Source organism: Novosphingobium panipatense, assembly GCF_900182875.1.
Lineage (GTDB): Bacteria > Pseudomonadota > Alphaproteobacteria > Sphingomonadales > Sphingomonadaceae > Novosphingobium > Novosphingobium panipatense.
This window is the reverse complement of the sequence record NZ_FXUI01000010.1, coordinates 35,759-60,985: the sequence shown is the minus strand read 5'-3', so window position 1 is coordinate 60,985 and position 25,227 is coordinate 35,759. Positions and strand designations below refer to the sequence as shown.

General features: G+C 64.6%; 27 protein-coding genes and 2 tRNA genes. 26 read left to right on the top strand and 3 right to left on the bottom strand.

Annotation, left to right across the window (positions count from 1 at the left end):
• Nucleotides 1–134: 134 nt before the first annotated feature.
• Nucleotides 135–977 (bottom strand): TrmH family RNA methyltransferase, encoded by an 843-nt coding sequence (locus QOL62_RS14350; RefSeq protein WP_283406766.1) that lies wholly within the window; start codon nucleotides 975–977, stop codon nucleotides 135–137.
• Between the two features lie 189 nt (nucleotides 978–1,166).
• Between QOL62_RS14350 and QOL62_RS14345 the strand changes: the two genes are divergently transcribed.
• The 3 genes from QOL62_RS14345 to pssA all read left to right on the top strand — a co-directional run bounded on the left by QOL62_RS14345 (nucleotide 1,167) and on the right by pssA (nucleotide 2,953).
• A tRNA-Tyr gene (locus QOL62_RS14345) sits at nucleotides 1,167–1,252 on the top strand.
• Nucleotides 1,253–1,367: 115 nt separating this feature from the next.
• Nucleotides 1,368–2,117 carry a phosphatidylserine decarboxylase gene (locus tag QOL62_RS14340; RefSeq protein WP_103730098.1) on the top strand — a complete coding sequence of 250 codons (750 nt, stop codon included), beginning with the start codon at nucleotides 1,368–1,370 and terminating at the stop codon, nucleotides 2,115–2,117.
• A 68-nt stretch (nucleotides 2,118–2,185) separates the two neighbouring features.
• A complete protein-coding gene (gene pssA, locus QOL62_RS14335; RefSeq protein WP_283406793.1) occupies nucleotides 2,186–2,953 on the top strand; it encodes a CDP-diacylglycerol--serine O-phosphatidyltransferase in 768 nt (255 codons plus the stop codon).
• Between the two features lie 342 nt (nucleotides 2,954–3,295).
• On the opposite strand, the gene QOL62_RS14330 is transcribed toward pssA, so the two are convergent.
• Nucleotides 3,296–3,571, bottom strand: a complete 276-nt coding sequence (locus tag QOL62_RS14330; protein ID WP_283406765.1) for a hypothetical protein — start codon at nucleotides 3,569–3,571, stop codon at nucleotides 3,296–3,298.
• Between the two features lie 390 nt (nucleotides 3,572–3,961).
• Between QOL62_RS14330 and rpsB the strand changes: the two genes are divergently transcribed.
• The 14 genes from rpsB to QOL62_RS14260 all read left to right on the top strand — a co-directional run bounded on the left by rpsB (nucleotide 3,962) and on the right by QOL62_RS14260 (nucleotide 17,107).
• Nucleotides 3,962–4,717: a 30S ribosomal protein S2 gene (gene rpsB, locus QOL62_RS14325; RefSeq protein WP_103730100.1), complete on the top strand. Its 756-nt coding sequence runs from the start codon at nucleotides 3,962–3,964 to the stop codon at nucleotides 4,715–4,717.
• Between the two features lie 118 nt (nucleotides 4,718–4,835).
• Nucleotides 4,836–5,759, top strand: coding sequence for a translation elongation factor Ts (gene tsf / locus QOL62_RS14320; protein ID WP_103730101.1), 924 nt, complete (start codon nucleotides 4,836–4,838; stop codon nucleotides 5,757–5,759).
• Between the two features lie 188 nt (nucleotides 5,760–5,947).
• Nucleotides 5,948–6,487: a carboxymuconolactone decarboxylase family protein gene (locus QOL62_RS14315; RefSeq protein ID WP_103730102.1), complete on the top strand. Its 540-nt coding sequence runs from the start codon at nucleotides 5,948–5,950 to the stop codon at nucleotides 6,485–6,487.
• Between the two features lie 214 nt (nucleotides 6,488–6,701).
• Nucleotides 6,702–7,424, top strand: coding sequence for a UMP kinase (gene pyrH, locus QOL62_RS14310; protein WP_103730103.1), 723 nt, complete (start codon nucleotides 6,702–6,704; stop codon nucleotides 7,422–7,424).
• Between the two features lie 3 nt (nucleotides 7,425–7,427).
• The gene (frr, locus tag QOL62_RS14305) at nucleotides 7,428–7,985 is read left to right on the top strand and encodes a ribosome recycling factor (protein WP_103730104.1); all 558 of its coding nucleotides are present in this window, start codon (nucleotides 7,428–7,430) and stop codon (nucleotides 7,983–7,985) included.
• 31 nt (nucleotides 7,986–8,016) lie between these two features.
• Nucleotides 8,017–8,721 (top strand): polyprenyl diphosphate synthase, encoded by a 705-nt coding sequence (uppS, locus tag QOL62_RS14300; RefSeq protein WP_283406764.1) that lies wholly within the window; start codon nucleotides 8,017–8,019, stop codon nucleotides 8,719–8,721.
• A complete protein-coding gene (locus tag QOL62_RS14295; protein ID WP_283406763.1) occupies nucleotides 8,708–9,484 on the top strand; it encodes a phosphatidate cytidylyltransferase in 777 nt (258 codons plus the stop codon). The genes uppS and QOL62_RS14295 overlap by 14 nt, the downstream gene beginning before the upstream one ends.
• Before the next feature lie 5 nt (nucleotides 9,485–9,489).
• The gene (locus tag QOL62_RS14290) at nucleotides 9,490–10,641 is read left to right on the top strand and encodes a 1-deoxy-D-xylulose-5-phosphate reductoisomerase (RefSeq protein WP_283406762.1); all 1,152 of its coding nucleotides are present in this window, start codon (nucleotides 9,490–9,492) and stop codon (nucleotides 10,639–10,641) included.
• Between the two features lie 13 nt (nucleotides 10,642–10,654).
• Complete coding sequence (gene rseP / locus QOL62_RS14285) at nucleotides 10,655–12,034, top strand: RIP metalloprotease RseP (RefSeq protein ID WP_283406761.1); 1,380 nt, start codon at nucleotides 10,655–10,657, stop codon at nucleotides 12,032–12,034.
• Between the two features lie 172 nt (nucleotides 12,035–12,206).
• Entirely contained in the window at nucleotides 12,207–14,846 is a 2,640-nt protein-coding gene (gene bamA / locus QOL62_RS14280; protein WP_283406760.1) for an outer membrane protein assembly factor BamA, read from the top strand.
• Complete coding sequence (locus QOL62_RS14275) at nucleotides 14,846–15,559, top strand: OmpH family outer membrane protein (RefSeq protein WP_283406759.1); 714 nt, start codon at nucleotides 14,846–14,848, stop codon at nucleotides 15,557–15,559. Before bamA ends, QOL62_RS14275 begins: the two co-directional genes overlap by 1 nt.
• Before the next feature lie 17 nt (nucleotides 15,560–15,576).
• Nucleotides 15,577–16,029 (top strand): 3-hydroxyacyl-ACP dehydratase FabZ, encoded by a 453-nt coding sequence (gene fabZ / locus QOL62_RS14270; RefSeq protein WP_283406758.1) that lies wholly within the window; start codon nucleotides 15,577–15,579, stop codon nucleotides 16,027–16,029.
• A 113-nt stretch (nucleotides 16,030–16,142) separates the two neighbouring features.
• Nucleotides 16,143–16,370: a 50S ribosomal protein L31 gene (gene rpmE, locus QOL62_RS14265; protein WP_103730111.1), complete on the top strand. Its 228-nt coding sequence runs from the start codon at nucleotides 16,143–16,145 to the stop codon at nucleotides 16,368–16,370.
• Nucleotides 16,371–16,534: 164 nt separating this feature from the next.
• Nucleotides 16,535–17,107 (top strand): superoxide dismutase family protein, encoded by a 573-nt coding sequence (locus tag QOL62_RS14260; protein WP_283406757.1) that lies wholly within the window; start codon nucleotides 16,535–16,537, stop codon nucleotides 17,105–17,107.
• Nucleotides 17,108–17,209: 102 nt separating this feature from the next.
• Here the strand turns inward: QOL62_RS14260 and QOL62_RS14255 are convergent, their stop codons facing one another.
• The gene (locus QOL62_RS14255; RefSeq protein WP_283406756.1) at nucleotides 17,210–17,842 is read right to left on the bottom strand and encodes a prolyl hydroxylase family protein; all 633 of its coding nucleotides are present in this window, start codon (nucleotides 17,840–17,842) and stop codon (nucleotides 17,210–17,212) included.
• 169 nt (nucleotides 17,843–18,011) lie between these two features.
• Between QOL62_RS14255 and QOL62_RS14250 the strand changes: the two genes are divergently transcribed.
• The 9 genes from QOL62_RS14250 to QOL62_RS14210 all read left to right on the top strand — a co-directional run bounded on the left by QOL62_RS14250 (nucleotide 18,012) and on the right by QOL62_RS14210 (nucleotide 25,223).
• Nucleotides 18,012–18,088, top strand: a tRNA-His gene (locus tag QOL62_RS14250).
• A 112-nt stretch (nucleotides 18,089–18,200) separates the two neighbouring features.
• Complete coding sequence (gene ccmC / locus QOL62_RS14245) at nucleotides 18,201–18,935, top strand: heme ABC transporter permease CcmC (protein WP_283406755.1); 735 nt, start codon at nucleotides 18,201–18,203, stop codon at nucleotides 18,933–18,935.
• Entirely contained in the window at nucleotides 18,935–19,075 is a 141-nt protein-coding gene (locus QOL62_RS14240; protein WP_283406754.1) for a hypothetical protein, read from the top strand. The genes ccmC and QOL62_RS14240 overlap by 1 nt, the downstream gene beginning before the upstream one ends.
• The gene (gene ccmE, locus QOL62_RS14235) at nucleotides 19,075–19,533 is read left to right on the top strand and encodes a cytochrome c maturation protein CcmE (protein ID WP_283406753.1); all 459 of its coding nucleotides are present in this window, start codon (nucleotides 19,075–19,077) and stop codon (nucleotides 19,531–19,533) included. Before QOL62_RS14240 ends, ccmE begins: the two co-directional genes overlap by 1 nt.
• Nucleotides 19,530–21,509 carry a heme lyase CcmF/NrfE family subunit gene (locus QOL62_RS14230; RefSeq protein ID WP_283406752.1) on the top strand — a complete coding sequence of 660 codons (1,980 nt, stop codon included), beginning with the start codon at nucleotides 19,530–19,532 and terminating at the stop codon, nucleotides 21,507–21,509. The genes ccmE and QOL62_RS14230 overlap by 4 nt, the downstream gene beginning before the upstream one ends.
• Nucleotides 21,506–22,054, top strand: a complete 549-nt coding sequence (locus QOL62_RS14225; RefSeq protein ID WP_283406751.1) for a DsbE family thiol:disulfide interchange protein — start codon at nucleotides 21,506–21,508, stop codon at nucleotides 22,052–22,054. The genes QOL62_RS14230 and QOL62_RS14225 overlap by 4 nt, the downstream gene beginning before the upstream one ends.
• Nucleotides 22,051–22,479, top strand: coding sequence for a cytochrome c-type biogenesis protein (locus QOL62_RS14220; protein ID WP_283406750.1), 429 nt, complete (start codon nucleotides 22,051–22,053; stop codon nucleotides 22,477–22,479). The genes QOL62_RS14225 and QOL62_RS14220 overlap by 4 nt, the downstream gene beginning before the upstream one ends.
• The gene (locus QOL62_RS14215; protein ID WP_283406749.1) at nucleotides 22,476–23,144 is read left to right on the top strand and encodes a tetratricopeptide repeat protein; all 669 of its coding nucleotides are present in this window, start codon (nucleotides 22,476–22,478) and stop codon (nucleotides 23,142–23,144) included. Before QOL62_RS14220 ends, QOL62_RS14215 begins: the two co-directional genes overlap by 4 nt.
• 123 nt (nucleotides 23,145–23,267) lie before the next feature.
• A complete protein-coding gene (locus tag QOL62_RS14210) occupies nucleotides 23,268–25,223 on the top strand; it encodes a potassium transporter Kup (protein WP_103730120.1) in 1,956 nt (651 codons plus the stop codon).
• The last annotated feature ends 4 nt before the right edge of the window (nucleotides 25,224–25,227 follow it).

Genomic DNA, 25,227 nt, shown 5'->3' with positions numbered 1-25,227 from the left:
CGCAGGCTTTTTGATGACGCCGCGCCGCCCGAAGAGGTTGGCGCGGCGTTTTTCGTTGCAGTCTTCCGGCCTGCGCCTGCCGAAGGCGGGGAGGTACGGACACAGGCTCCGAACCTCCCTCGCGCTTCATCGCGTCACGCGGCCTGGGCGGCTCCATCAGTCTCGCGCGTTGCCGTTGCATAAAGGGCGATGGCGGCGGCGTTGCTGACGTTGAGGCTCTCCATCGCCTCGCTGATCGGCAGCCGGGCGATCGCGTCGCAATGCTGCACGATGTTGTGGCGCATGCCGTCGCCCTCGGCTCCCATGACCAGCGCGACAGGCCCCGCCGGCAGGGCCTCGGCAAGAGTGGACTGGCCCTCGCCGTCCAGCCCGATGCGCCAGTAGCCTGCTTCCGCGATTTCCTCCAACGCGCGGGCAAGGTTCACCACCCGAACCCACGGCAAGATCTCCAGCGCGCCCGACGCCGACTTCGCCAACGTACCCGATTCCGGCGGCGCGTGGCGATCCTGCGTGACGATGCAGCACGCGTTGAAGGCCGCGGCGGAGCGCATGATGGCACCGACGTTGTGGGGGTCGGTGACCTGGTCCAGCACCACGACCGGGCGGAGCGGATCGCCATCCAGCACGTCATCGAGGAAGATGTCGTCCAAGGGCGCGCACTCCAGCACGAGTCCCTGGTGCGGAGCGTCCTTGGCGACCAGTCGTCCAAGGTCGGCCGGCTGAGCCCACTCGATCGGGAAGTCGGCAGGCAGCTCGCCGTCCAGGGACTCCACGCCTTCGCGTGTCGCCCACAGCTTGCGGTGGCTGCGATCCGGGTTCTTCAGCGCTGCCTCGACTGCATGCCGGCCCCATAGGCGAACCATGCCTGTGGAAGCCCGTCCGCTGCCGCGGCCGTTCTTCATGCGACCGGCGCGACCGCGAAGCGGTTTCGCCGCGCGGCCTTCGCCTTCGTTGCCGCGTTCGCCACGCTTGCTCATCAACTGTCCTTTCGAAAAAAAATTCGCGAATTGGTAAAAATCTTGCCCCCTGTGACAGGGAGGGCATTGACAGGCAAGGCTCGGTTCGGCAAAGGCGCGGTCCTCGGCAACGAGGTGCTGAAAAGCGCTTCGACCAACGCCGGATTTTCTCGTGTTTTCGGGGATTTCCAGCAGCCAGTGAACTGGTGTGGACAGGTGGCCGAGTGGTTAAAGGCAGCAGACTGTAAATCTGCCCGCGCAAGCGTACGCTAGTTCGAATCTAGCCCTGTCCACCACCAGGTCTCAGCCAGATGGCTCCCGTCGTTTCCAGCACAGGCTTTCCCCTCGCAAGGGAACAACGCCTGTTCGCGCGGCATTGCGGTAACGACACACACTGGCTAGACGAGAGCAATGCCTGGAGACATACTCGATAATCAAGGCCGCGGCGAAGCGTCGTGGCAGTGGCCTTCCATTCACCGGGAGGGCCGCAAGTTCGGCGCCATCGCCGGCGTCGTCGCGCTGGTGGCGTGGCTCTTCTTGGGGCCTTGGGTCGGGTGGCCGCTCGCGGTGCTGACCCTTTGCGTCCTGGCCTTCTTCCGCGACCCCATCCGTGTAACCCCACAGGACGACCGTTTCATCGTGGCGCCCGCTGACGGGCTCGTGACGCTGATCGGGAAAGTGCCGCCACCGCGTGAGTTGACGATGGATGACGGCAGCGGGGCAGCCCCGCTGTCGAGCGAGCCTGTGACGCGCATTTCCATCTTCATGTCGGTCTTCGACGTCCACATCAACCGCACGCCCATAGCGGGTACCGTGAAGCGGGTAATCTACATCCCCGGCAAGTTCGTGAACGCGGACCTCGACAAGGCCAGCGAAGAGAACGAGCGTCAACACATTCTCGTTGAGCGCAGTGACGGCCTGCGGATCTGCTTCACGCAGATCGCAGGACTTGTCGCGCGGCGCATCGTGCCGTTTGTCAAACCGGGGGACATCATCGCAGCGGGGCAGCGCGTCGGCCTCATCCGCTTCGGCAGCCGCGTGGACGTATATCTTCCCGCCGGAACGGAGCCGAAGGTGCTCATGGGCCAGAAGATCGTCGCCGGCGAAACTATCCTTGGCGAAGTGGCAAGCGCTCCGCTCATCGAGGGCGTGGCTCAGTGAGGCACCGTCCCGATCGCGAGCGGCCTGCGACCGAGGGCCAGCGGCGCCGGCTGGCGCCGGGCCTGTCGATGCGCGCCATCGTGCCGAACGCCATCACGGCGGCGGCCTTGTGCGCGGGCCTGACCGGTATCCGCTTCGCGATCGCGGACGATTTCGAAAAAGCGGTCCAAGCGGTTATTCTTGCAGGCCTGCTTGACGGCATCGACGGGCGCGCTGCGCGGCTGTTGAACGCTCAGACGCGGTTCGGCGCCGAACTGGACAGCCTCGCTGATTCCATTTCCTTCGGCGTAGCGCCCGCGTTGATCGTCTACCTCTGGACGCTCCATGAAGCGCCGAGCATGGGCTGGATCGCGGCCTTGGCGTTTGCCATCTGTTGCGTTCTGCGCCTCGCGCGCTTCAATGCCCGCCTGGACATGCTCGACCAGCCGCACAAGCAGGCCGGATTCCTGACCGGCGTTCCCGCTCCGCTCGGGGCCGGCCTCGCCTTCCTTCCGCTGTACCTCTGGATCGCCAGCGGCTTTGAGGAGTTCGCCAACCCGGTCCTTGTCAGCGTGTGGATGGTCCTTGTCGGCTTCCTGATGATTTCCAGCATTCCCACGCTGGCATGGTCGCGCTTGCGACCGCCGAGCCACTTGCGTCTGGGCGTCATCGCGCTCGTGGGGCTGACAATGGCGGCATTGCTGACCGAACCCTGGTTCACGCTGGTTGCGGTGACGATCGTATACCTCGTTCTCATCCCCGTGGGCGTGATCACGTACGCCAAGGTCAGGCGGCACACTCCAATCCAGGGTGCGGATCCAATCGTATCCCCGCCCATCGAACCTGGCGCTTTCTGAGGGGCGAGAGCGGGGGCAGTTGCGTCCGCTCGACCGCCTTCCAGCTAATTTCCGCCGGTTCGGAGAGGCCCGCCAGTTCGCTCCGCAGCGCCAGTGCCGTCGCCGCGAATTCCCGCAACGTTGCGATCATAGCGATACCGGATGTGAAGGCCGCCAGAAAAAAGACGGTAATCGCAAGAGCAGTCATGACCGATCCTTTCAGCCCCGCAGCCTCATCGGCCGGGCGGGTGCGTTGCGGAGACGTGCGTCCGTTCCCCGAATGTTCTGATCGGCCTTAGTTCCTATTTTGTTCCCGAGTTGTCAAGCGCCTTCTGGTGAGGGGGCGCCCAAAGCGCCCGCGGCTCAGGCTGCACGATGTGTCGGGGCGGAAGCGCGGCTCCGCGCCGAGGCGACGGGGCGGGCCACACGGTGGCGCGGGCGCAGCCGCTGTTCCACTTCTTCGGAAAGCTCGTCGCGTGTCGTCAGCGTCGTCCTGTAGACCGCTGGCTTCCCGCTCGATTCGGCAAGCGCCTCGCGCAGGAGACGGATGTGGGGAAGAGCATTCGATGCGCTTTTCCAGATGGCGGCGATCGCAGCGAAGGCCGCTACCAGGAACAGGGCAGGTGCAACGATAGCCATCGATAAACGCCTTTTTTGCCCGGTCCGCCTCTTATTCCAGTCTTCTGCCCAAGCTGGCGCGAACGCGGCGACTTCAACGACGCTGCGTGACCTGTTTGTCCGCAGCTATGCGGTGAAAAGATTTCTGGCAGCGGACGAGTTCCTCGCTCAAGGCCTTGATCACGCATGGAATCGGTACTTTGACGCTAAAGTGACAAGCGTTTGCGGTGAATTGGGGGTGGATTTGCGTCGCGAAGGGGTCTAAGGGCAACGCCGCTCGTGTAGTCATGCCGGATTGTCCGGCGTGAGTGCGTGCGAGTAGTCCACATGGAAGGCGCACATACCGGTGCCGAAGCGGGGTCTCCGCGCGGTTCCAGTCTTCCAGAGGTTCAACCGGAAAGGAATAGGATTATGGCGGCTCCGGTCGTTACCATGCAGCAGCTCATCGAAGCGGGCGCTCACTTCGGTCACCAGACTCATCGCTGGAACCCGCGCATGAAGCCGTATATCTTCGGCGCGCGCAACGGCATCCACATCATCGATCTCTCGCAGACCGTGCCGCTCTTCGCGCGCGCTCTCGAGTTCGTGCAGTCGACGGTCCAGGCCGGCGGCAAGGTGCTGTTCGTCGGTACCAAGCGTCAGGCGCAGGAGCCCATCGCTCAGGCAGCCCGCGCTTGCGGCCAGCACTTCGTCAACCACCGCTGGCTGGGCGGCATGCTCACCAACTGGAAGACCATCTCGGGCTCGATCAAGCGCTTCAAGGCGCTGGAAGAGCAGCTCGCCGGTGACACCACCGGTCTGACCAAGAAGGAAGTCCTTCAGCTGACCCGCGAGCGTGACAAGCTTGAGCTGTCGCTCGGCGGTATCCGCGACATGGGCGGCATTCCCGACGTGATGTTCGTCATCGACGCCAACAAGGAAGAGCTGGCCATCAAGGAAGCCAACGTGCTTGGCATCCCGGTCGTCGCCGTCCTCGACACCAACGTCAACCCGCAGGGCATTGCGTTCCCGATCCCGGGCAACGACGACGCAAGCCGCGCCGTTCGCCTGTACTGCGACGCCATTGCCCAGGCTGCGACCAAGGGCGGCCGCGCCGCCGTGGTTGACAGCGGTGCTGACATCGGTTCGTTCGACGAGCCGGTCGCCGAAGAGGCTGTCGAGGCGTAATAGCCCGGCACGACGACACTTTCGTCACGGAATTGTCGCGCGCCGGGTCCAGTGGGTCCGGCGCGCACCTGTTTTGGAAACTCGTAGCGAGTTTCGACCAACCAAGAGGATTTGAGCGATGGCTTACACCGCCGCTGACGTGAAGAACCTGCGCGAGCGCTCGGGCGCCGGCATGATGGACTGCAAGAAGGCTCTCGACGAGACCGGTGGCGACATCGAAGCCGCCATCGACGCGCTGCGCGCCAAGGGTCTTGCCGCCGCCGCCAAGAAGTCGAGCCGCACGGCTGCTGAGGGCCTGGTCGGCGTTGCCGTGACCGGCACCAAGGGCGTCGCCGTCGAAGTGAACTCGGAAACGGACTTCGTTGCCAAGAACGACCAGTTCCAGGATTTCGTGCGCAAGACCACCGAAGCCGCCCTGGGCGTTTCGGGCGACGATGTCGATGCGCTCAAGGCAGCGGCATACCCCGGCGGCGGCACGGTTGCCGATGCGCTGACCAACAACGTCGCGACCATCGGCGAGAACCAGCAGGTTCGCCGCATGAAGACCGTCGAAGTGTCGAACGGCGTTGTCGTTCCCTACATGCACAACGCCGCCGCGCCGAACCTCGGGAAGATCGGTGTTCTCGTTGCGCTCGAGTCGGAAGCTCCGGCAGACGTTCTCGAAGCGCTGGGCAAGCAGATTGCGATGCACATCGCGGCCGCTTTCCCGCTTGCGCTCAACGCTGACGACCTCGACGCGGAGCTGATCGCCCGCGAGCGCAAGATCGCCGAGGAAAAGGCAGCCGAATCGGGCAAGCCCGAAGCGGTCCAGGCCAAGATGGTGGACGGTGCGATCGCCAAGTACGCCAAGGAAAACGCACTGCTCTCGCAGGTCTTCGTTATGGACAACAAGACCCCGATCCAGCAGGTCGTCGACCAGGCTGGCAAGGACGCTGGCGCCAAGATCGTCCTGAAGGACTACGTTCGCTTCCAGCTCGGCGAAGGCATCGAGAAGGAAGTCACCGACTTCGCAGCGGAAGTGGCCGCAGCCGTAGCCGGCTGATTTATCCATTTCGCTGAATGAAACGGCGGGCCGGGGAGCGCACAGCTTCCCGGCCCGTTCTGTTTCTCCGCTGACGGATGCCCGATTGACTTGGCGCAGGGCTGGCGTAGCCTTCCCATGGAACCGACCCTTGCACGAGGTCGGCCAAGCCGCCCGCCATGCTTCGGGCGCAGACCGGAGAGGCTCTCATGCGCGTAGAACTGGCTCCTCAGCCGCAGAACCCCATTCCTGACCTGTCGCTGCACTATTCGCCCGAGTTGGTTCGCGCCGGCAGCGCCTTCGGTCTTGCTCCTTATCAGCACTCCAGGCTGCCGCTCCGGTTGTTCGAGGCGTGTCGTATCGCGACGGCGGTCATCAACGGCTGCACGGTCTGCATGAACTGGCGGGCACAGCGCGATCTGCGAATTCTGGGCCACGAGGGCGGTGTCATCGAGCAGGCGGATGCTCCTGACGAGGCCATGTATCAGGCGGTGCTAAGCGGTGAACTGGACAAGCTGACCGAGAAGGAGCGCGTCGCCGTCCGGTTCTCGCAGAAGATGGGGACCGACTCACGGGCACTTGGGGAAGATGAGGCGTTCTGGGCGGAACTGAAGGGGCTGATGACGGATGCGGAGATAGTCGACCTCACGCATTGCACCGCTGCCTGGATGGCCATGGGGCGCGTGGCGCATGTCCTTGGAGTGGATAGCGTCTGCACGATTGGCGGCCCCCTGGCCGAGGCGGCATGACGTAGAGGGACGCTCCCTTCGCTTTGCAGCCGAGGAGAAGGAGCAGTGCCCTTCCGCATGTGGGCAAACCGGCACTAGGCGGTCGGCCGCCCGGAAGGATGCGGAGTCCCGATCCGGGCGCGCGTTCGCGGGCCTTGCGCCACCTCGCCCCTTGGCAATCGGTGCTGGCGCTCCTAAAGCCGGCTCACCCCCCGCCACCAGGAGAGCAAGCGGCATGTCATCCCCCCCCTACAAACGCGTCCTGCTCAAACTGTCGGGCGAGGTGCTGATGGGGAGCCAGCAGTTCGGGATCGATCCCGCTTTCGTCGCCGAGCTGGCGAAGGAAGTTAAGGCGGCCAAGGAGACCGGCCTGGAGATCTGCCTGGTCATCGGCGGTGGCAACATCTTCCGCGGCATGGCCGGAGCGGCACGGGGCATGGACCGCGCGCAGGCCGACTACATGGGCATGCTTGCAACCGTCATGAACGCTCTGGCCATGCAGAACGCGCTGGAGCAGCTTGGCGTCGAGACCCGGGTGCAGTCCGCGGTGCAGATGGACCAGGTCTGCGAACCGGTGATCCGTCGCCGGGCCGAGCGTCACCTTGAGAAGGGCCGCGTCGTGATCTTCGCGGCCGGTGTGGGTGCTCCCTATTTCACCACCGATTCGGGGGCCGCGCTGCGGGCCGCCGAAATGCGGTGCGATGCCCTTCTGAAGGGAACGAGTGTCGACGGCGTCTACGACAGCGATCCCAAGACGAATCCGGCCGCGAAGCGGTACGACACGGTCGACTATGACACCGTCCTTGCCGACAACCTGAAGGTGATGGACGCCTCCGCCGTGGCCCTGTGCCGCGATAATGCCATTCCGATCGTCGTGTTCTCGATCCGTGAGGAGGGCAACCTTGCCACCGTCCTCGCGGGTGGCGGCATCAAGACGGTCGTCCAGAAAGGAGCCTGATACATGGCCAAGTACGACAAGGCGGACCTCGAGCGCCGCATGAAGGGCGCGATTGATGCGCTCAAGCACGACCTCTCGGGCCTGCGCACCGGGCGCGCCAACACGGCGCTGCTGGAGCCGATCACCGTGACGGTCTACGGCAGCGCGATGCCGCTTACCTCGGTCGCCACCATATCGGCGCCCGAACCCCGCATGCTCTCCGTGCAGGTGTGGGACAAGTCCAACATCGGACCCGTCGAGAAGGCGATCCGGTCGGCCGGTCTGGGTCTCAATCCGATCAACGACGGCAACACCCTGCGTCTGCCGATTCCCGATCTCACCGAGGAGCGCCGCAAGGAACTGGCCAAGCTTGCCAGCTCCTACGCCGAGAAGGCTCGCGTCGCCGTGCGCAACGTGCGCCGCGACGGCATCGAGGCGCTGAAGGCCGACGAGAAGAAGAAAGAGATCTCTGAAGACGACCGCAAGCGGGGCGAGACCGAAGTCCAGAAGCTGACGGATGACATGATCAAGGCGCTCGACGAGGAATTCGCGCGCAAGGAAAAGGAAATTCTCGGCAAGTGAAGCGGTTGCGCTTCGCCGAGAAGGGAGCCTGATGGTCAAGGTCGAACCTATCGCACGTGGCGCGGGATCCGCCCGCCACGTCGCCATCATCATGGATGGCAACGGGCGCTGGGCGAAGAAGCGGCTGCTTCCGCGCGCCGTGGGGCACCAGCGCGGCGTGGAAGCCGTACGGCGCGTGGTACGTGGTGCGCGCGAACTCGGCCTCGAGGCCCTGACGCTCTACGCATTCTCCACGGAGAACTGGCGGCGGCCCGAGGACGAGATTTCCGATCTGTTGGGCCTGATGAAGCGGTTCATCCTGTCCGACATCGACGAGTTTGCCGCTGCCGGCGTGCGTCTCAAGATCATTGGCGATTACAAGGCGTTTCAGCCGGACGTGGTCGAACTCGTCGAGGGCGCGATGGCGCGCACGGCTGGCAACAGCGGCACGACACTGGCCGTCGCACTTAACTACGGGTCGCAGGACGAGATCGCCCGGGCGGCCACCAAGGCGGCGGCCAAGGGTGCAATCACCCCCGACACGATCGCCGCCGAACTCGACACCGCCGACCTTCCGCCGCTTGACCTGCTCATCCGAACGTCAGGTGAAGTGCGCTTGTCCAATTTCCTCCTGTGGCAGGCGGCCTATGCCGAAATGCTGTTCACGGATGTTCTCTGGCCGGATTTCACGGCCGACCACCTGCGTGAGGCTCTCGAGGCCTTCACCACTCGCGAGCGGCGCTATGGCGGGCGCTAAGCGGCCAAAGCGCGGCTTGTCCGATCTCGGCGTTAGGACGGCGTCGGCGGTCGTCATGATCGTCGTCGCGGGGGCGGCGCTCTGGCTGGGCGGGGCGGTCTGGACCGCGTTCGTCTGCGCGATCTCGGTGGGGGTGCTGTGGGAATGGGTGCAGCTTGCCCGCGCCGCCACGCCCGCTCCGGGCGCGCGAGCCGCGTGGAACTTCGCAGGTATGCTTTACGTCGGCGTCGGCGCGGCAATGCTTCTGTTCCTGCGCAACCCCGTCTTCACGTTGATGCCGGTCGTCACTCTCCTGCTGACAGTCATCGCCGTGGACGTTGGCGCGTACTTCGCCGGACGCACATTCCGTGGTCCCAAGATCGCGCCTTCCATCAGCCCTTCCAAGACCTGGTCGGGGCTTATGGGCGGTGTGCTCGGCGCTACGCTGGTGCTCTTCGGGGCAGCGCGCCTCTGGCAGGGTGGCGCGATCTGGCTCCATGCTGAAGGCCCAGCGGCCGACGTCCGCGCCTGCCTTGGCGGGCAGCCGTGCTGGTATCTCACGGCGGATGCCCTGTCCCTTTTTACGACCTGCCTGATGATGGGCGCGCTGGCAGCGGTCACGGCACAGGCCGGTGACTTCTTCGAAAGCTGGATGAAGCGCCGGGCAGGCGCGAAGGACTCCGGCGCTCTCATTCCAGGCCACGGCGGCTTTTTCGACCGGGTCGACGGCCTCCTAGCCGTCCTCTTCATGATCGGGCTGCTGATCCTGTTCCAACCGCGATGAGGTCCATGCGTTCACTTACCGTTCTTGGCGCGACAGGCTCGATCGGCGCGTCCACGCTTGACCTGATCCGGCGCAACCGTGACCAGTGGCGGGTGGTCGCACTGACCGCCCACTCGAACGCCGGCGATCTGGCGAAGCTGGCGTTGGAGTTCGGAGCCGAACTGGCCGTCGTGGCGGACGAGGCGCATCTTCCCGCCCTTCGGGAGGCGCTGGCCGGATCGGGTGTCGAGGCGGCGGGCGGCCCTGCCGCGCTGGTGGAAGCGGCAGCGCGCGGTGCCGAGGTGACGGTGGCTGCGATCGTCGGCTGCGCCGGACTGGCACCCACCATGGCCGCTATCGAGCAGGGCGGCGTGATCGCGCTGGCGAACAAGGAAGCGCTCGTTTCGGCGGGTGAGGTGATGATGGCGGCCGTTGCCCGCCACGGAGCCACGCTGCTGCCGGTGGATTCCGAGCACAACGCAATTTTCCAGTGCCTTGCGGGCAACCGCGCCGAGCATGTCCGCTGGATCACGCTGACAGCCAGCGGCGGACCGTTCCGCGACTGGAGCCTGGAGCGGCTTCAGGCCGCCACACCTGCCGAAGCGGTCCGCCACCCGAACTGGGACATGGGCGCGAAGATCAGCGTCGATTCGGCGACCATGTTCAACAAGGGGCTCGAACTGATCGAGGCCTACCATCTTTTCCCTGTCGGGCTGGACCGGCTGCGCATCATCGTACACCCGCAGTCGGTGGTGCATTCGATGGTCGAGTATCGCGACGGATCGACGCTGGCGCAGCTGGGGCCTTCCGACATGCGGGTGCCGATCGCGTCCGCGCTGGCCTGGCCCGAGCGCATGGACACGCCCTGCGCTCCGCTCGACCTTGCAGAGATCGGCGAATTGACCTTTCGCATGCCGGACGAAGCGCGCTTCCCGGCAACCCGTTTGGCGCGGGAGGCGGCGCAGGCGGGCGGAGGCATACCGGCGGTGCTGAACGCGGCCAATGAGATTTCCGTTGCGGCCTTCCTTCATGGTCAGATTTCGTTCACGCGTATCGCCGCATACGTGGAAGACGTGCTAGGTTCGTACGCGCCACCGCCGCCTGCCTCGCTTTCGGATGTTCTGGAAGTCGACGGGGAGGCCCGGGCGAGGGCGCGCACGCTCGTGACCAGCACCTGAAAAGAGGCCAAGCTTGACCGGTTCACCAGGACTTTTGACGACGATCTTCGCCTTCCTCCTGGTGCTTGGGCCGCTGGTCCTCATCCATGAGCTCGGTCACTATCTGGTCGGACGTCTGTTCGGCGTGAAGGCAGACGCCTTTTCTATCGGCTTCGGCAAGGAACTTGCCGGCTGGACCGACCGGCGCGGAACGCGCTGGAAGCTCTCGGCCTTGCCGCTCGGTGGCTACGTGCAGTTCGCAGGTGACATGAACCCGGCGAGCGCGGCGGCCGCCGCCGACCCGCGTCTTACCCCCGCAGAAAGGGCGCAGACCTTCCACAGCAAACCGCTGTGGCAACGTGCCTTGATCGTTCTGGCAGGGCCGATGACAAATCTGCTGCTTTGCGTGGCCATCTTCGCCGCTTTCTACGGTACCCAGGGTCGGCTCGTGGACGACGCCGAGATCAGCGGCTTCGAGGCAGGATCGGCGGCGCAGAAGGCGGGTATGCGCATCGGCGATCGGATCGTCGCGATCGACGGCGATGACGTGGACGGTGCCTTCGACGTGGCAGGGCGCGCCGCATATTTTCCCGGAAAGACGCTTTCGGTGGCCGTCGAGCGCGAGGGACGCACCGTGGTGGTGCCCGTCACGCTCGCCGAACGGGTGCTGACCGACCAGTTCGGCAACACGGCGCGGATAGGCGATCTGGGCGTCCGGATGATGCCGCCGGTCGTGGGCGGCTTCTACGGCGATTCGCCCGCGGAAGCCGCAGGGTTGAAGCTGGGTGATCGCATCGTATCGGTGAACGGCGTCGCCGTCTCCGGATTCGAGGAGATCCCCGAGCTGATCCGCCCGAACGCCGGTCGCTCGGTCGACCTCACCGTGCGGCGGGACGGTGCCTTGCTGACGCTGCCCGTCAAGGTCGCGGAGGCTACCCTCACGGACGCGACCGGGAAGCCCCGGAAGGTGGGGCAGATCGGCGTCCGCGCGGGTCGTCTGGAACAGGTGGGTCCCTTGCGCGCCGTCGGTCTCGGCTTCTCTCAGAGCTTTCGTGTGATGGGAGACATGGTGACCGGCATCATGCAGATATTCACCGGCGACCGATCAGTTCGCGAACTGGGCGGCCCAGTGAAGATCGCGCAGTATTCGGGGCAGCAGTTCACGCTGGGATGGGAGGCGTTCGTATCCTTCGCCGCTCTCATCTCGATTAACTTGGCATTCATCAATCTCCTGCCAATTCCGGGCCTCGACGGCGGGCATTTGGCTTTCTACGCCGCTGAAATGGTTCGCCGCAGACCTCTTGGCGCGCGCAGTCAGGAATGGGCGATCCGGACGGGGGTGGCATTGGTGCTGGCGCTGATGGTCTTCGTCACCGTGAATGATCTGGCTTCTCTCCCTATTTTCGGGGGATAGCGGAGGGGAATCACTACCGATCACATGTTGCCGGGCTTTGTCTGCTTGATTGGACCGGCTCCATCGGGCAGATGGCTGCGGTTGCTTGCGGGGTCTGGTGCCTCCCTGTCGGTGGTCTGTTTTTCATCGCGAAAGCGAATACGGGATTTTTCGTAGAATGATGGGACGGGAAATGGTTCGCAGCACTCGCCTGCGCCGGGCTTCGCAAGTCGCGGCGGTACTGCTCGCAACCACTATCCTCGCGGGCGCTCCCGCAGAGGCGATGGCTCAGGCGGCGGCTCCGGCTGCTCCGGCACCGGCGGTTGCGCCGACTCCCGAAGGGGAACCGATCCAAACCATCGTGGTGAAGGGCGCAGAGCGTCTCGAGGCGCAGACCGTGCTTTCGTACATCAAGCTGCGCGTCGGACAGAACTACACGAAGACCGCAGCCGACCAGGCTCTTAAGGACCTGTACTCGACCGAGTTGTTCAAGGATGCACAGGTCGCGTTCGACGCCGGTGTGGTGACTATCACGGTTCAGGAAAACCCGGTCGTCAACCGGATCATCCTCGAAGGCAACAAGCGGATCAAGGACGACAAGATCCTTCCGGAGATCAAGGTCGCGCCGCGGCAGATCTTCACCCGCTCCAAGATCCGTGCAGACGTTGCCCGCATCATCGAGCTGTACAAGCGCCAGGGCCGGTACGCCGCGACCGTCGAGCCCAAGATGGTGGCGCTCGACCAGAATCGCGTCGATATCGTGTTCGAGATCACTGAGGGCGACAAGTCCAAGGTTCGCCAGATCAACATCATCGGCAATGACCAGTTCTCGGATGGAGAACTGCGCGGCCAGATGGTGACGAAGCAGGCGCGATTCACCCGGCTGCTCAGCTCCGGCACGAGCTACGATCCGGATCGCATGGCGTTCGACCAGCAGAAGCTGCGACAGTTCTATCTGACGCAGGGCTATGCGGACTTCCGCGTGGTTTCGGCAGTGGCGGAACTGACGCCCGACAAGAAGGACTTCATCATCACTTACGTGGTGGAGGAAGGCCAGCGCTACAAGTTCGGTGACGTGAAGGTCGAAAGTCAGCTGCGCGACTTCGACGGTGAGAAGATGGCCGCCAACCTGCCCATGAAAGCGGGCGACTGGTACAACGCCAAGCTGGTCGAAGACACGATCGAAAGCCTGAACGAAACGGCCGGCGCGTTCGGCTATGCCTTCGCGGATGTCCGTCCGCAGTACGATCGCGACAAGGAGAACCTCACCATGGGGTTGACCTTCGTGATCCAGGAGGCCCCGCGCGTCTACGTTGAGCGGATCGAGATCAACGGCAACACGCTGACCCAGGACAAGGTCATCCGCCGCGAGTTCCGCCTTGCTGAGGGTGACGCCTTCAACTCGCTGCAGGTGCGCCGTTCGACGAACCGCATCAAGTCGCTCGGCTACTTCCAAGAGAAATTCGAGGTCGAGCAGAAGCCCGGAAGCGCCGACGATCGCATCGTCCTCGAAGCGAACGTGGAGGAACGCCCGACCGGCGAACTCCAGCTTTCCGCCGGTTTTTCCAGCCTCGAAAGCTTCATTTTCCAGGCGTCCATCCGGCAGCGCAACTTCCGCGGCCGCGGGCAGACGGTCGGCCTGTCCGGCAGTATTTCGCGCTATTCGAAAAGCGTTGAGGCCAGCTTCGTCGAGCCGTACCTGTTCGACAAGAACATTTCGCTTGGCGTGAACGTCTACCGCCGCGACTTTAACAGCTTCCAGTACCTGAACTCCAACCGCAACACGACGTACGAGCAGTCCACCACCGGCTTCGCGGTGCGTGCGGGCGTGCCGCTGACCGAGTACCTGACGGCGGTGGGCAGCTACACGCTGAACTACGACGACGTGAGCCTGGATAAGGACACGTATTACTCGTATCGTCAGAACCCGGACGTCTACCAGTGCGACCCGCTGTTTGCCGGGCGATACCTCTGCGACGCTATCGGCAAGCGCCTGAGCTCGATCCTGGGCATGTCGCTGATCTATGACACTCTCGATAACCGCGTGCGACCGACGCGGGGCCAGACGATGTCGGTCAACGTCGATTTCGCCGGTCTGGGCGGCGACGTGAAATATGCCCGCATCCGCGGCAACGCGTCAAAGTTCTTCAACCTGGGCAAAGGCTTCATCTTCTCTCTTTCGGCTGAAGGTGGCGCCATCAAGGGGCTCTCGGGCCAGGATATTCGCCTGACGGACCGCTTCTACCTCGGTGAACCGCAGATCCGCGGCTTCGCCATTCGTGGCGTCGGTCCGCGCGTGTTGCGCAAGTTCCTCGTCGACACCGACGGCGACGGCGTGCGGGATTCGCCGTCGACCAAGCGCAGCGAATGGTCGGACGATGCTCTTGGCGGCCGGTACTACTACATGGGCCGTGCGGAGCTCGAGATCCCGCTGGGCTCCGGCGCTCGTGAAATGGGCCTTCGCCCGTCGATCTTCGCCGACGTCGGCGCCGTGTGGAGCGTCAAGCGTCCGGAACTGACGCAGTGCGACCCGGGCTGTACGCCGACGTACTACCCGAACAACGCCGACGGCACGCCGAACCAAAGCGGGACGCCGGTCACGACTCCGACCGACCCGACGACTAACGCTCCGCTGACGCCGACCGGTGGCTACGCCTACCAGTTCGTCGAAGAGTTCGTGGGCGACACCGTCAAGCCGCGCGTCGCGGTGGGCATCGGTGTAAACTGGAACTCGCCGTTTGGTCCGTTCCGAATCGACTTCTCGCGCGTCCTCCTCAAGCAGGAGGGCGACGATCCCAAGGCCTTCACATTCAACGTGGGAACCCAGTTCTGATGACTACCAAGACCAAGATCGTCGCGTTGGCCGCCGGCCTCGCGCTTACCGCCGTCGCCGCTCAACCCGCGTTCGCGCAGAAGAAGGGCGCCACCGCTGCCACCGGCACGATCGTGCAGGGCCTGGGCGTTGCCAGCTTCGACGCAGTCATCGCCAATTCGAACGCCTTCAAGACGGCCGAGCAGCAGCGTCAGACCACGTTCAAGGCCCAGTTCGATCAGGCGCGCACCCGCCAGGATGCGCTTAACGCCCAGATCAAGCCGCTGATCGACAAGTTCAACGCCGATCGCCAGAGTGGCAAGGCCAGCCAGACCGCTCTCGAGCAGCAGGCCGCCTCGATCCAGCAGATCCAGGAGAACGGCAAGGTCGAACTGCAGCGCATCCTGCAGCCGGTCGGCATGTCGCAGGCCTATGTGAACGAGCAGATCGAAGAGAAGCTCGACGGCGCGGTCAAGGCCGCCATGACCAAGAAGGGGGTCTCGATCCTTCTGTCGCCGGACGCGATCCTTGCCGTCAACGGCGGGGCCTACAACCTCAACCAGGACATCCTGAACGAGCTGAACACCGCACTGCCTTCCGCGCAGTTGGTGCCGCCGGCCGGTTGGGAACCGCGTCAGATCCGCGAACAGCGTGCTCAGGCTGCGGCGGCTCAGGGGCAGGCCGCTCCCGCCGCTCCGGCTTCCAACCCGGCTCCGCAGCCTTCGGGCCGCTGATCGGACGGACATCGCGCATGAGTGACGCTACCACGCCGGTCTACGATACGGCCAAGATCCTGTCGGCGCTTCCGCACCGCTACCCGATGCTGCTCGTGGACCGCGTGGTCTCGATCTCCGAGGAGGAGATCGAGGCCGTCAAGGCGGTGAGCTTCAACGAGGATTTCTTCCAGGGGCATTTCCCTGGGCGTCCGATCATGCCGGGTGTCCTGCAGATCGAAGCGCTGGCACAAGCGGCCGGCATCCTCGCAATCGAGAGCCTCGGCCTAGCCGGAACGGGCAAGCTGGTGTACTTCATGGCGATTGAAGACGCGAAGTTCCGGGCTCCCGTCACCCCGGGGCACCTGCTCACGCTGCGCACCGGCTTTGTCCAGAAGCGCTCGCGCGTCTGCAAGTTCTGGGGCAAGGCCTCCATCGACGACAAGGTGACCTGCGAGGTCAACTTCACCGCGATGATCGCCGATAGCTGACGAGGGCGGCGGGCAGGGTCCGACTGCTCTTGCTTCCCGGCGCCTTTCGCAGTAAGGGCGCCGCTTTCCAAGCCAGGCCGGTCGGAACCGGCCACATGCGAAAGAGACATACCATGAAGGCCGATACGCATCCCGACTATCACATGATCACGGTGCAGATGACCGACGGCACCACGTTCCAGACCCGCTCGACCTGGGGCTCGGAAGGTGACACGCTGGTTCTGGACATCGACCCGACGTCGCACCCGGCCTGGACCGGCGGCACGAAGCAGCTTCAGGAAGGTGGCCGCGTCGCGCAGTTCAACAAGCGTTTCGGCGGTCTCTCGCTCAAGAAGAACTGATTTCGGCTTCGCCGCCGAATCACTTTATTCAAGGAAGGCGGTCCTGCGGGGCCGCCTTTTTTGTTGCCTGCGGAACTTTCATCCTCTGATACACTTGGCTGAGCGATGTCCGGTCGGATCGCATGCGTCGGCCGGGGGCAAAGCCTGAACAACGGAGAGACTACATGAAACGACCGATGCAGATCCTTTTGGCTTCAGCGATCACCGCGCTGGCGCTTGGCGGAGCGGCTTATGCGGCGGACGAACACGCGGGGCACATGGCGAAGGGTAATTCGGCAGCGCCGATGGTTCATGCCGACGTGATTGGGCAGGACGGCAAGAAGATCGGCATGGTCATGCTCCATGAGACTCCTGCCGGCGTTCTCGTGAAAGCCGATGTGCGCGGAATTCCGGCCGGTGAGCACGGGTTCCATTTCCATCAGAAGGGGTCGTGCGACACGGCAACCAAGTTTGAGAGTGCAGGGGGGCACTTCACGGGCGGCGACCGTCAGCATGGCTACATGGTTGCCTCCGGCCCGCACGGCGGCGACATGCCCAACCAGTTCGTGGGCGCGGATGGCGTTCTGAAGGCGCAGGTGATGAACACCGGCGTCACGCTTTCGGCTGGCCCGCGATCGCTGCTCGACGCCGACGGCTCCGCGCTGATGATCCACGCCGGTGCGGACGACTACACCTCGCAGCCTTCAGGCAACGCCGGCGGCCGGATCGCCTGCGCGGTGATCAAGGCCGCCAAGTAAGTCCCGGACGGTCGCCTGGCTCCACCTCTTGCGAGGTGCGAGCCTGTGCGGCGCGTTACCCCTCCTTTCGCCCGCGCCTCGGGCCAACCCTGTCGCACGATCTCAGCCCCAGGGGCGTTCGCGATACCACTGGGTGATGACGTACTTGCGCCCCCGCCGGACGGGCATGGCGTGGTGCAGGGTCGATGGGTTGGGGTTGCCGTCGGGCTTGCGATTGTTCCAGCCGATGAGCTTTCCCGTCTCCGGTTGGACCAGCTTGTCGATCACCTTGAAACGCGTGGCGCCGCCGGCCTCCACCTCGTTCAGATAAATCATGAAGGTCCATGTCCGCTGCCCCGGGACGGCGCAGTAGCGGTCGAAATCATGGCTTGCAGGCTCGAAGTAGTCCGTGTGCGCCTTGAATTCCTGCCCCACTTCATACCTTTGCCCCTGTAGCGGTTCCGCGTGTGCGGGATCGATGCCCGATAGCGATGAAAGCGCTGCCACCACCTGCGCCACCACGGCATGCTCCTGCGGGAGGTCGCACGTCGAACTCGTGCGGAACGCATCATCGCCGTTGTAGTCGGCGATCGTGGAGGGGCGATGATTCGTCTCGATCAGCTCGATGAGCGCGCTGCACTGAGCCGGGCTCAGGAACCCGCGCGCCGTGAACAGGTCAAGCCGGGACGACGGGAAGCGCTGAACGCCAGGACGTGAGAGAAGCTGTTCCGCAGACGATTCGCCGGAGCCATTCATGGTTCGCAGTCTAGCCGCCCGTTTTACGTGGGAAAATGCGGCGTTGTGCCGTGAAGCCGAATATTTGCTTTGCAAGAGTGCTCATCCTGTGCAAAGGGGCGCTCCCGCACCGGATGCAGCTGCTTCCGGATGTGGAACAGGCGAAGCCCGAAGGTCGGGCACGCATGTGGCGATCGTAGCTCAGTTGGTTAGAGCGCCGGTTTGTGGTACCGGAGGTCGTGGGTTCGAACCCCATCGATCGCCCCATTTTCTTCAACTCACCACTTCACAGGAATCCGCTGCCAAGGCGGACGAAAAGCGCGCGGTTTGATCTGAGTCACTTGCTCCTTTCAAACGGCGCTATAGAAGCGCGCCTGTGATGCACGGCTTTGCCAATCCTGCCCGTTTCCTGCGTATTGCCCGATGGCTCATGCCGCTTTGCATGGGGGCGGGGCTTGTCGTGGCTGCGGCCGCGCTTGGCTGGGGGCTTTTCGTGGCCCCGGCCGAAAGGCTGCAAGGCGAAACGGTTCGCATCGTCTATCTGCACGTCCCCGCCGCCTGGTTGGGGATGGCCGGGTGGATGAGCATAGCAGCAGCAAGCTTTGCGGAACTGGTGTGGCGCCACCCCCTGGCGGGGATCGCCGCAAGGGCCAGCGCTGTGCCCGGGGCAGTCTTCACCGGGGTCTGTCTTGTCACCGGTTCCCTGTGGGGACGACCGGCCTGGGGCACCTGGTGGGTGTGGGACGGCCGACTGACCTCCATGCTGGTGCTGCTGTTCCTCTATTTTGGCTGGATGGCGCTGTCCCAGGCCAGCGAGGCGGCCGACGGGGGACAGAACAAGGCTCCGGCGATCTTCGGGCTGGTGGGTGCGGTGAACATTCCCATTATCCATTATTCTGTGATCTGGTGGAACAGCCAGCATCAACCGCCCAGCATCACCGTCGGCAAGTCGGCCATGTCGGGCGATTTCCTCTACCCGCTGCTCTTCGCCATGCTGGGCTTCACCCTGGTCTTCGCAGGCTGCGTGCTGGCGCGGATGCGGGCGATCCTGGCGGATCAACAGGCCGAAGCACGGCTACGGCGCAAGGCGCGCGCCGATGTAGAGGCATTCTGATGCGTGAAGCGATGAACCCGTGGACCTTCGTGATCGCTTCCTACGTCATCGGTGTGGGGGCGACGCTGGCAGTGGCGGCGTGGTCCATGCTGACGATGCGCCGCGCGGAAAAGCGCCGCGATTCGGTGAGGAACCGCTGATGGCGGGTGGTTTGAAGGCAAAGCACCAGCGCCTCGTCCTGCTATCCCTTGCCCTCGTCGTGCTCCTGGCCGCGGGGCTGTTGGCGGCATGGGCGCTGCGCAATCAGGCGAGTTACTTCTACGTTCCCAGCGAAATCATCGCCGCGCCGCCGGAGCCTGACCGCGCCGTCCGCCTCGGCGGGATGGTCGAGAACGGATCGCTCAGGACTGCGGCTGACGGCGTCACGATCATGTTCGCCGTGCAGGACGGCAAGGCGCGCGTGCCCGTGACATTCAAGGGCATCGTTCCCTCGCTCTTCGTCGAAGGCTCGGGTGTCGTTGCGGAAGGCAGGATGAGAGCGGACGGCACCTTCATCGCCGACAACCTCCTTGCCAAGCATGACGAGAACTACGTCCCGCGCGAAATGCAGGACATGACCATGGAACAGGCCGAGAAGGTCGTGCGCGAGACGAAATGATTGCTGAACTCGGACTTGCCGCCCTCTGGCTGGCCGCGGCGCTGGCCGGCCTGCAACTTGTTGCGGGGAGCCTTGGGCTGACGGCACGTGGCGCTTCACTGGCGGCGGCGGTGCGCCCGGTTGCCGTCATGCAGGGGGCGCTGGGGCTGCTGTCCTTCACGTGCCTGGTCTACGTCTTTTCGGTTACTGACCTTTCCGTCAAGCTGGTCGCTCTCAACTCCCATTCGATGAAGCCGCTGGTCTTCAAGGTGGCAGGCAGCTGGGGCAACCACGAGGGGTCGATGCTGTTGTGGGTGACGGTGATGGGCCTTGCCGGCGGCTTCATGGCGCTGGTGGAAAAACGCCTGCCGGAGCGCACGATGCTGGCGACGCTGGCGGGGCAGGCCTTCGTCAGCCTTGGCTTCTATGCGTTCCTGCTGTTCGCTTCCAACCCGTTCGAGCGCCTTTCGCCGGCTCCCGCCGAGGGCAACGGGCTGAACCCGCTGCTGCAGGACCTGGGTCTCGCGTTCCACCCACCGACGCTTTACCTCGGCTATGTCGGCCTTTCGATCGCCTTCAGCTTCGCGATCGGGGCGATGGTGACGCGCGAAGTCGGCCCGGCTTTCGCCAAGGCCATGCGCCCGTGGGTGCTGGGAGCCTGGATCTTCCTGACGATCGGCATCACTGCCGGTTCCTACTGGGCCTATTACGAGCTCGGCTGGGGCGGCTGGTGGTTCTGGGACCCGGTGGAGAACGCCTCGCTTATGCCGTGGCTTGCCGCAACGGCCTTGCTTCATTCGGCCGGCGTGCTGGCCGCCCGCAACGCCTTGCGCGCATGGACCGTGATGCTGGGTGTCGTCGCCTTCTCGATGTCGATGATCGGCACTTTCCTTGTACGCTCGGGCATCCTCACGAGTGTGCATGCCTTTGCCGTCGATCCGCAGCGCGGGACCTTCATTCTCGTGTTGCTGGCGATCTACATCGGCGGTGCCCTGACGCTGTTCGGCCTGCGCGCATCGACCGTGACGGAAGGGGAGCGTTTCGCCCCAATCAGCCGGGAGGGCGCGCTGGTATTCAACAACGTGATGCTGTCGGCGATACTGGGCATCGTGCTGTTCGGGACTCTCTACCCGCTGGTTGCGGAAGCGATGGGCGCGAAGGTCTCGGTGGGGCCGCCGTACTTCAATCCCATGGGCGCGCTGTTTACCGTCCCGATGCTGGTCGTTCTTGCAGTCGGCCCGCTGCTGCGCTGGCGCCGCGACAGCTTTTCCCGGGTGGGGCGTAGGCTGGTCCTGCCGGGGATGCTCATTTTGGCCGGAGCCATGGCCCTGCTGCTGATGGGGGGAATTGCCCTCCTGCCGTTCCTCGGCCTTGCGCTCTCGGTCGGCCTTGCCGTGGCGACGCTCCTGCCTTTGCAGAACCGCAACCTTCGCCGCACGCCGCTGGCGGTCTGGGGCATGGTGATCGCCCATTTTGGCGTTGCGGTGTCGCTGTTCGGGATGAGCAGCGAGAGTGCCTTTTCCGTGGAGAAGCTGGTGGCGGCGCGACCGGGCGATGTGACGCAGGTTGGGCCTTGGGCGGTAAAGCTGGACGCGGTGGAGCCGGTGGCCGGTCCCAATTGGACAGCGCTCGAAGCGCGCCTGCTCGTGCGGTATGGTGATGACGGGAAGGTCATGCGCCTGCAGCCGCAGTCACGCAGTTTCTGGGCGCCGCCGCAGCAGACGAGCGAGTCGGCCTTGCTGACCCGCTGGAACGGCCAGCTCTATGCCGTCCTGGGGGGTGAGGCGCCGGGCGCGGGAACTGCGGGGCTCGGCCGGGCCGATAGCCGCTGGCAGCTGCGCCTCTGGTGGAAGCCGTTTGCGCCGCTGATCTGGATCGGTGGCTTGTTGATTGCACTTGGCGGCCTTCTGGCGCTCATCGGCCGCGTGGCGGCGGACCTGCGGCGGATCGTCGCGAAGGACAAGATCGCGTATCGCAGGGAGAGGCAGGGCCGATGAGCACGCAACGCACCGCGCCCCGCTGGGCGATCTGGCTGCCGCTGGCCCTGTTCCTCGGCTTTGTCGCGCTGGTCATGATCGGGCTCTACCGCCCGGCCGATCGGGTGGTGACGAGCGCGCTGGTCGGCAAGCCCATGCCCCACTTCAACCTGCCGCCCGCGCTTCCCGGGCGTCCGGGGCTCGACAGCAGGGTTCTGGCCAACGGCAAGCCGCACCTCGTCAACATCTTCGCAAGCTGGTGCATCCCCTGCCGGGTGGAGGCGCCGCAGCTTGCAGCGCTGGCCAAGGCCGGTGTCCCGATTGAGGGGATTTCGGTGCGCGATACGCCTGAGAACCTCGATACCTTTCTTGAGCAGAATGGGGACCCCTTCCAGCGGATCGGGGCGGACGACGACGGGAAGGTTCAGCTGGCTCTCGGATCGTCCGGCGTTCCGGAGACCTACGTCGTCGATGGCAAGGGGATGATCGTCTACCAGCACATCGGCGAGATCCGGCCGGAACACGTGGCCCTGCTGATCGAGAAGCTGCAGGAGGCGCAGGAATGAGGCGGCTGGCCCTTACGGCGGCGCTGCTGCTCGCGTTCCCGCTGCCTGGGGCCCCCGCGCGCGCGCAGGAGGAGCAGTCCACCGCGCCTTACGCCTATCGCCAGTTGGACGATCCCGCCAAGGAAGCAAGCGCGCAGGATCTCATGGAAACGCTGCGCTGCCTGCAGTGCCAGGGGCAATCCATCGCCGATTCGGACGCGCCGATCGCGGGGTCTATGCGCTCGCTCGTGCGGGAAAGGATAGCAGCCGGTGAGACGCCGGAGCAGATCCGTACCTGGCTGATCGAACGGTATGGCGACTACGTCAGCTATTCCCCGCAGCTCACCGGCCTGACCTGGCCGCTGTTCGCGGTGCCGGCCATCCTCATGCTGATCGCCTTCCTGCTACTGCGACGCCGCTTTTCGAGCCGGGGAGAGGTACAGTGACCTGGGTACTCGTGATCGCTTTGGCCTTGGCGGTGCTGATGGTGCTGCTTTTCGCCTTCAAGATCGGGCCGGGCCCGCGCGAGGCTGTCGCGGCGGCGGTGTTGCTGGGAGTCGCGGGCTACGTGACGCAGGGGTCTCCGACCCTGTCGGGCGCGCCCCGGCAGGCGGCCGCGCCGGTTGCTTCCGATCCGGCGGCGCTCGTGGAGGGACGGGCGAAGGTGACCAACAGCGGGATCCCTACCAACAACCGCTGGGTCGTGATCGCGGACGCACTCGCCCGCAATGGCCGCTACGCCGACGCCGCCGAAGTCCTGCGCGGCGCGATCAATGATGATCCGCACAATGCCGACGCTTGGCTGGCGCTGGCCAACGCCCTGGTCGCGCACGCCGACAACAGGCTGACGCCTCCGGCTCTCCTGGCGTATGGCCGCGCGATCGAGGCGGAGCCGGACGCGCCCGGACCTCGCTTCTTCCTCGGGCTCGCCTACGCGCAGGAAGGGCGCCTCGTCGAAGCGCGCGAGCTGTGGCTCGACCTGGTGAAGAGCGCACCGGAAGATGCTCCGTGGCGGCTCCCTCTTGCCCGGCAGTTGATGAGGCTCGACGAAGCGCTTGCCGGGCAAAGTGGCGAATCGGCAGCCGTTCAGCCGCCGCCACCCGCTTCCTGAACACTGGATGGCCGATAGGCGTCGCGACGCAACTATCGTTGCCTGCCCCCCATCATGCTGCTAACGGCGCAGGTCTGCCGCAGCCGCCTGAGCGTGTCTGCCAGTCCATTACAGGACGCGTGAATGAGTGATTCTTCAGCGGACACGTCTTACGTACCTACGACGGTCGACGAGTCTCATGCCCATTATCGCCCAAAGGATGGCCACGGCTCGGGCAATATTACCAAGCTGGCACTTGGGGCCGTGGGTGTGGTCTTCGGCGACATCGGAACCAGCCCGCTCTACGCCTTTCGTGAAACTTTCGTTGGCCCGCACCCGCTGGCCATCGACGAGTTGCATGTGCTGGGTGTCGTCAGCCTGATTTTCTGGTCGATGACGCTCGTCGTCTCGATTCAGTACGTGACCATCCTGATGCGCGCGGACAACAAGGGGCAGGGCGGAAGCCTTGCGCTCGTCGCTCTGATTTCAGGCGCTATCCGCAAGTCGGGATACGGCTCGCTGGTGGTTCTGCTGGGGGTGTTCGCAACCTCGCTGTTTTACGGCGACTCCATGATCACGCCGGCGGTCTCGGTGCTCTCCGCGGTCGAGGGCCTGACGGTCGTCCAGGCTGACCTGGCGCCGTTCGTCCTTCCCATCGCACTGGTCCTGTTGGTCGCGCTGTTCGTCGTCCAGAAGAGCGGCACCGCCAAAATCGGTGCGTTCTTCGCGCCGGTCATGGTGGTCTACTTCACCACGCTCGCCGTGCTCGGGATCTACCATCTCGTGCAAATGCCCGAGGTGCTGGTGGCTCTGAATCCATGGTATGCGATCCAGTTCTTCCTCACGGACAAGATGCTGGGCTTCCTGGCGCTCGGCTCGGTCGTGCTCGCCGTGACCGGGGCCGAGGCGCTCTATTCGGACATGTCGCACTTCGGGCGAGGGCCGATGCGGCTTTCGTGGTTCGGCTTCGTCATGCCCTGCCTGCTCATCAACTACTTCGGGCAGGCGGCCATGATCCTTGGCCTCGACGATGCGCAGGCAGCCGTGGCGATGGAGAACCCGTTCTTCAATCTCGCGCCCGAATCGCTGCGCCTTCCGCTGGTCATCCTCGCTACCGCCGCGACCTTCATCGCCAGCCAGGCGGTGATCTCCGGGGCCTTCTCGATCACGCACCAGGCGATGCAACTGGGTTTCATCCCGCGTCTTTCGACCCGCCATACGAGTGAACACGAGGCCGGGCAGATCTACATCCCGTTCATCAACTGGGCGCTGATGACCGGCGTCATCGTGCTGGTGCTGGTGTTCGAGAATTCCTCCAACCTTGCGTCGGCCTACGGCATCGCGGTGACCGGGGCGATGCTGATCGACACCTGCCTCATGGGCGTTCTCGTAATCGTCCTGTGGCGCTGGAAGCTGTGGCTTGCCATTCCCGTCCTTGTCCTGTTCTTCGTGGTGGACGGCGCGTATTTTGCCGCCAACGCGGCCAAGGTGCCGGACGGCGGCTGGTTCCCGCTGCTCATCGGCGGTGTCGCCTTCACGCTGCTGACGACCTGGAACAAAGGCCGCCATCTCATGCGTCAGCGCATGACCGAGGCCGCGCTGCCGCTCAACGTCTTCGCCAAGAGCGCGCACGGCAGCGCCGCGCGTGTTCCGGGTACGGCTATCTTCATGGCCTCCACCAACATGGGTGTGCCCTCGGCGCTGCTGCACAACATCAAGCACAACAAAGTCCTGCATGAGCGCGTGGTCGTCCTGACCGTGGAGGTCCAGGACGCGCCCTACGTCGAGCGGGACGAGCGCTTTACCGTTGTCGATCTGGGGCAGGGTTTCTACCGCATGACCCTGCGCTACGGCTTCATGGAAGAAACGGACATTCCCGCCGCGCTTGCTCATGCGCCGATGTGCGGGGCGCCCTTCGAGATGATGAAGACGAGCTTCTTCCTCTCACGCCAGACCCTCGTCGCGTCCGAACGGCCCGGCATGGCGATCTGGCGGGAGAAGCTCTTCGCGTGGATGATGCGCAACGCGGCCAGCGCGATGGAGTTCTTCCGCCTGCCGACCAACCGCGTGGTCGAACTGGGAAGTCAGCTCGAGATCTAGGCCT

What these genes read in the sequence shown, in the direction of transcription:
- QOL62_RS14225 (WP_283406751.1), top strand. Translation starts at nt 21,506, where the DNA reads ATGAGCACGCAACGCACCGCGCCCCGCTGGGCGATCTGGCTGCCGCTG.
- rpsB (WP_103730100.1), top strand. Translation starts at nt 3,962, where the DNA reads ATGGCGGCTCCGGTCGTTACCATGCAGCAGCTCATCGAAGCGGGCGCT.
- QOL62_RS14275 (WP_283406759.1), top strand. Translation starts at nt 14,846, where the DNA reads ATGACTACCAAGACCAAGATCGTCGCGTTGGCCGCCGGCCTCGCGCTT.
- QOL62_RS14295 (WP_283406763.1), top strand. Translation starts at nt 8,708, where the DNA reads ATGGCGGGCGCTAAGCGGCCAAAGCGCGGCTTGTCCGATCTCGGCGTT.
- ccmC (WP_283406755.1), top strand. Translation starts at nt 18,201, where the DNA reads ATGCACGGCTTTGCCAATCCTGCCCGTTTCCTGCGTATTGCCCGATGG.
- QOL62_RS14350 (WP_283406766.1), bottom strand. Translation starts at nt 977, where the DNA reads ATGAGCAAGCGTGGCGAACGCGGCAACGAAGGCGAAGGCCGCGCGGCG.
- pyrH (WP_103730103.1), top strand. Translation starts at nt 6,702, where the DNA reads ATGTCATCCCCCCCCTACAAACGCGTCCTGCTCAAACTGTCGGGCGAG.
- QOL62_RS14260 (WP_283406757.1), top strand. Translation starts at nt 16,535, where the DNA reads ATGAAACGACCGATGCAGATCCTTTTGGCTTCAGCGATCACCGCGCTG.
- frr (WP_103730104.1), top strand. Translation starts at nt 7,428, where the DNA reads ATGGCCAAGTACGACAAGGCGGACCTCGAGCGCCGCATGAAGGGCGCG.
- uppS (WP_283406764.1), top strand. Translation starts at nt 8,017, where the DNA reads ATGGTCAAGGTCGAACCTATCGCACGTGGCGCGGGATCCGCCCGCCAC.
- ccmE (WP_283406753.1), top strand. Translation starts at nt 19,075, where the DNA reads ATGGCGGGTGGTTTGAAGGCAAAGCACCAGCGCCTCGTCCTGCTATCC.
- tsf (WP_103730101.1), top strand. Translation starts at nt 4,836, where the DNA reads ATGGCTTACACCGCCGCTGACGTGAAGAACCTGCGCGAGCGCTCGGGC.
- QOL62_RS14340 (WP_103730098.1), top strand. Translation starts at nt 1,368, where the DNA reads ATGCCTGGAGACATACTCGATAATCAAGGCCGCGGCGAAGCGTCGTGG.
- rpmE (WP_103730111.1), top strand. Translation starts at nt 16,143, where the DNA reads ATGAAGGCCGATACGCATCCCGACTATCACATGATCACGGTGCAGATG.
- QOL62_RS14330 (WP_283406765.1), bottom strand. Translation starts at nt 3,571, where the DNA reads ATGGCTATCGTTGCACCTGCCCTGTTCCTGGTAGCGGCCTTCGCTGCG.
- QOL62_RS14210 (WP_103730120.1), top strand. Translation starts at nt 23,268, where the DNA reads ATGAGTGATTCTTCAGCGGACACGTCTTACGTACCTACGACGGTCGAC.
- QOL62_RS14220 (WP_283406750.1), top strand. Translation starts at nt 22,051, where the DNA reads ATGAGGCGGCTGGCCCTTACGGCGGCGCTGCTGCTCGCGTTCCCGCTG.
- QOL62_RS14290 (WP_283406762.1), top strand. Translation starts at nt 9,490, where the DNA reads ATGCGTTCACTTACCGTTCTTGGCGCGACAGGCTCGATCGGCGCGTCC.
- fabZ (WP_283406758.1), top strand. Translation starts at nt 15,577, where the DNA reads ATGAGTGACGCTACCACGCCGGTCTACGATACGGCCAAGATCCTGTCG.
- QOL62_RS14230 (WP_283406752.1), top strand. Translation starts at nt 19,530, where the DNA reads ATGATTGCTGAACTCGGACTTGCCGCCCTCTGGCTGGCCGCGGCGCTG.
- QOL62_RS14255 (WP_283406756.1), bottom strand. Translation starts at nt 17,842, where the DNA reads ATGAATGGCTCCGGCGAATCGTCTGCGGAACAGCTTCTCTCACGTCCT.
- pssA (WP_283406793.1), top strand. Translation starts at nt 2,186, where the DNA reads ATGCGCGCCATCGTGCCGAACGCCATCACGGCGGCGGCCTTGTGCGCG.
- QOL62_RS14315 (WP_103730102.1), top strand. Translation starts at nt 5,948, where the DNA reads ATGCGCGTAGAACTGGCTCCTCAGCCGCAGAACCCCATTCCTGACCTG.
- bamA (WP_283406760.1), top strand. Translation starts at nt 12,207, where the DNA reads ATGGTTCGCAGCACTCGCCTGCGCCGGGCTTCGCAAGTCGCGGCGGTA.
- QOL62_RS14240 (WP_283406754.1), top strand. Translation starts at nt 18,935, where the DNA reads ATGCGTGAAGCGATGAACCCGTGGACCTTCGTGATCGCTTCCTACGTC.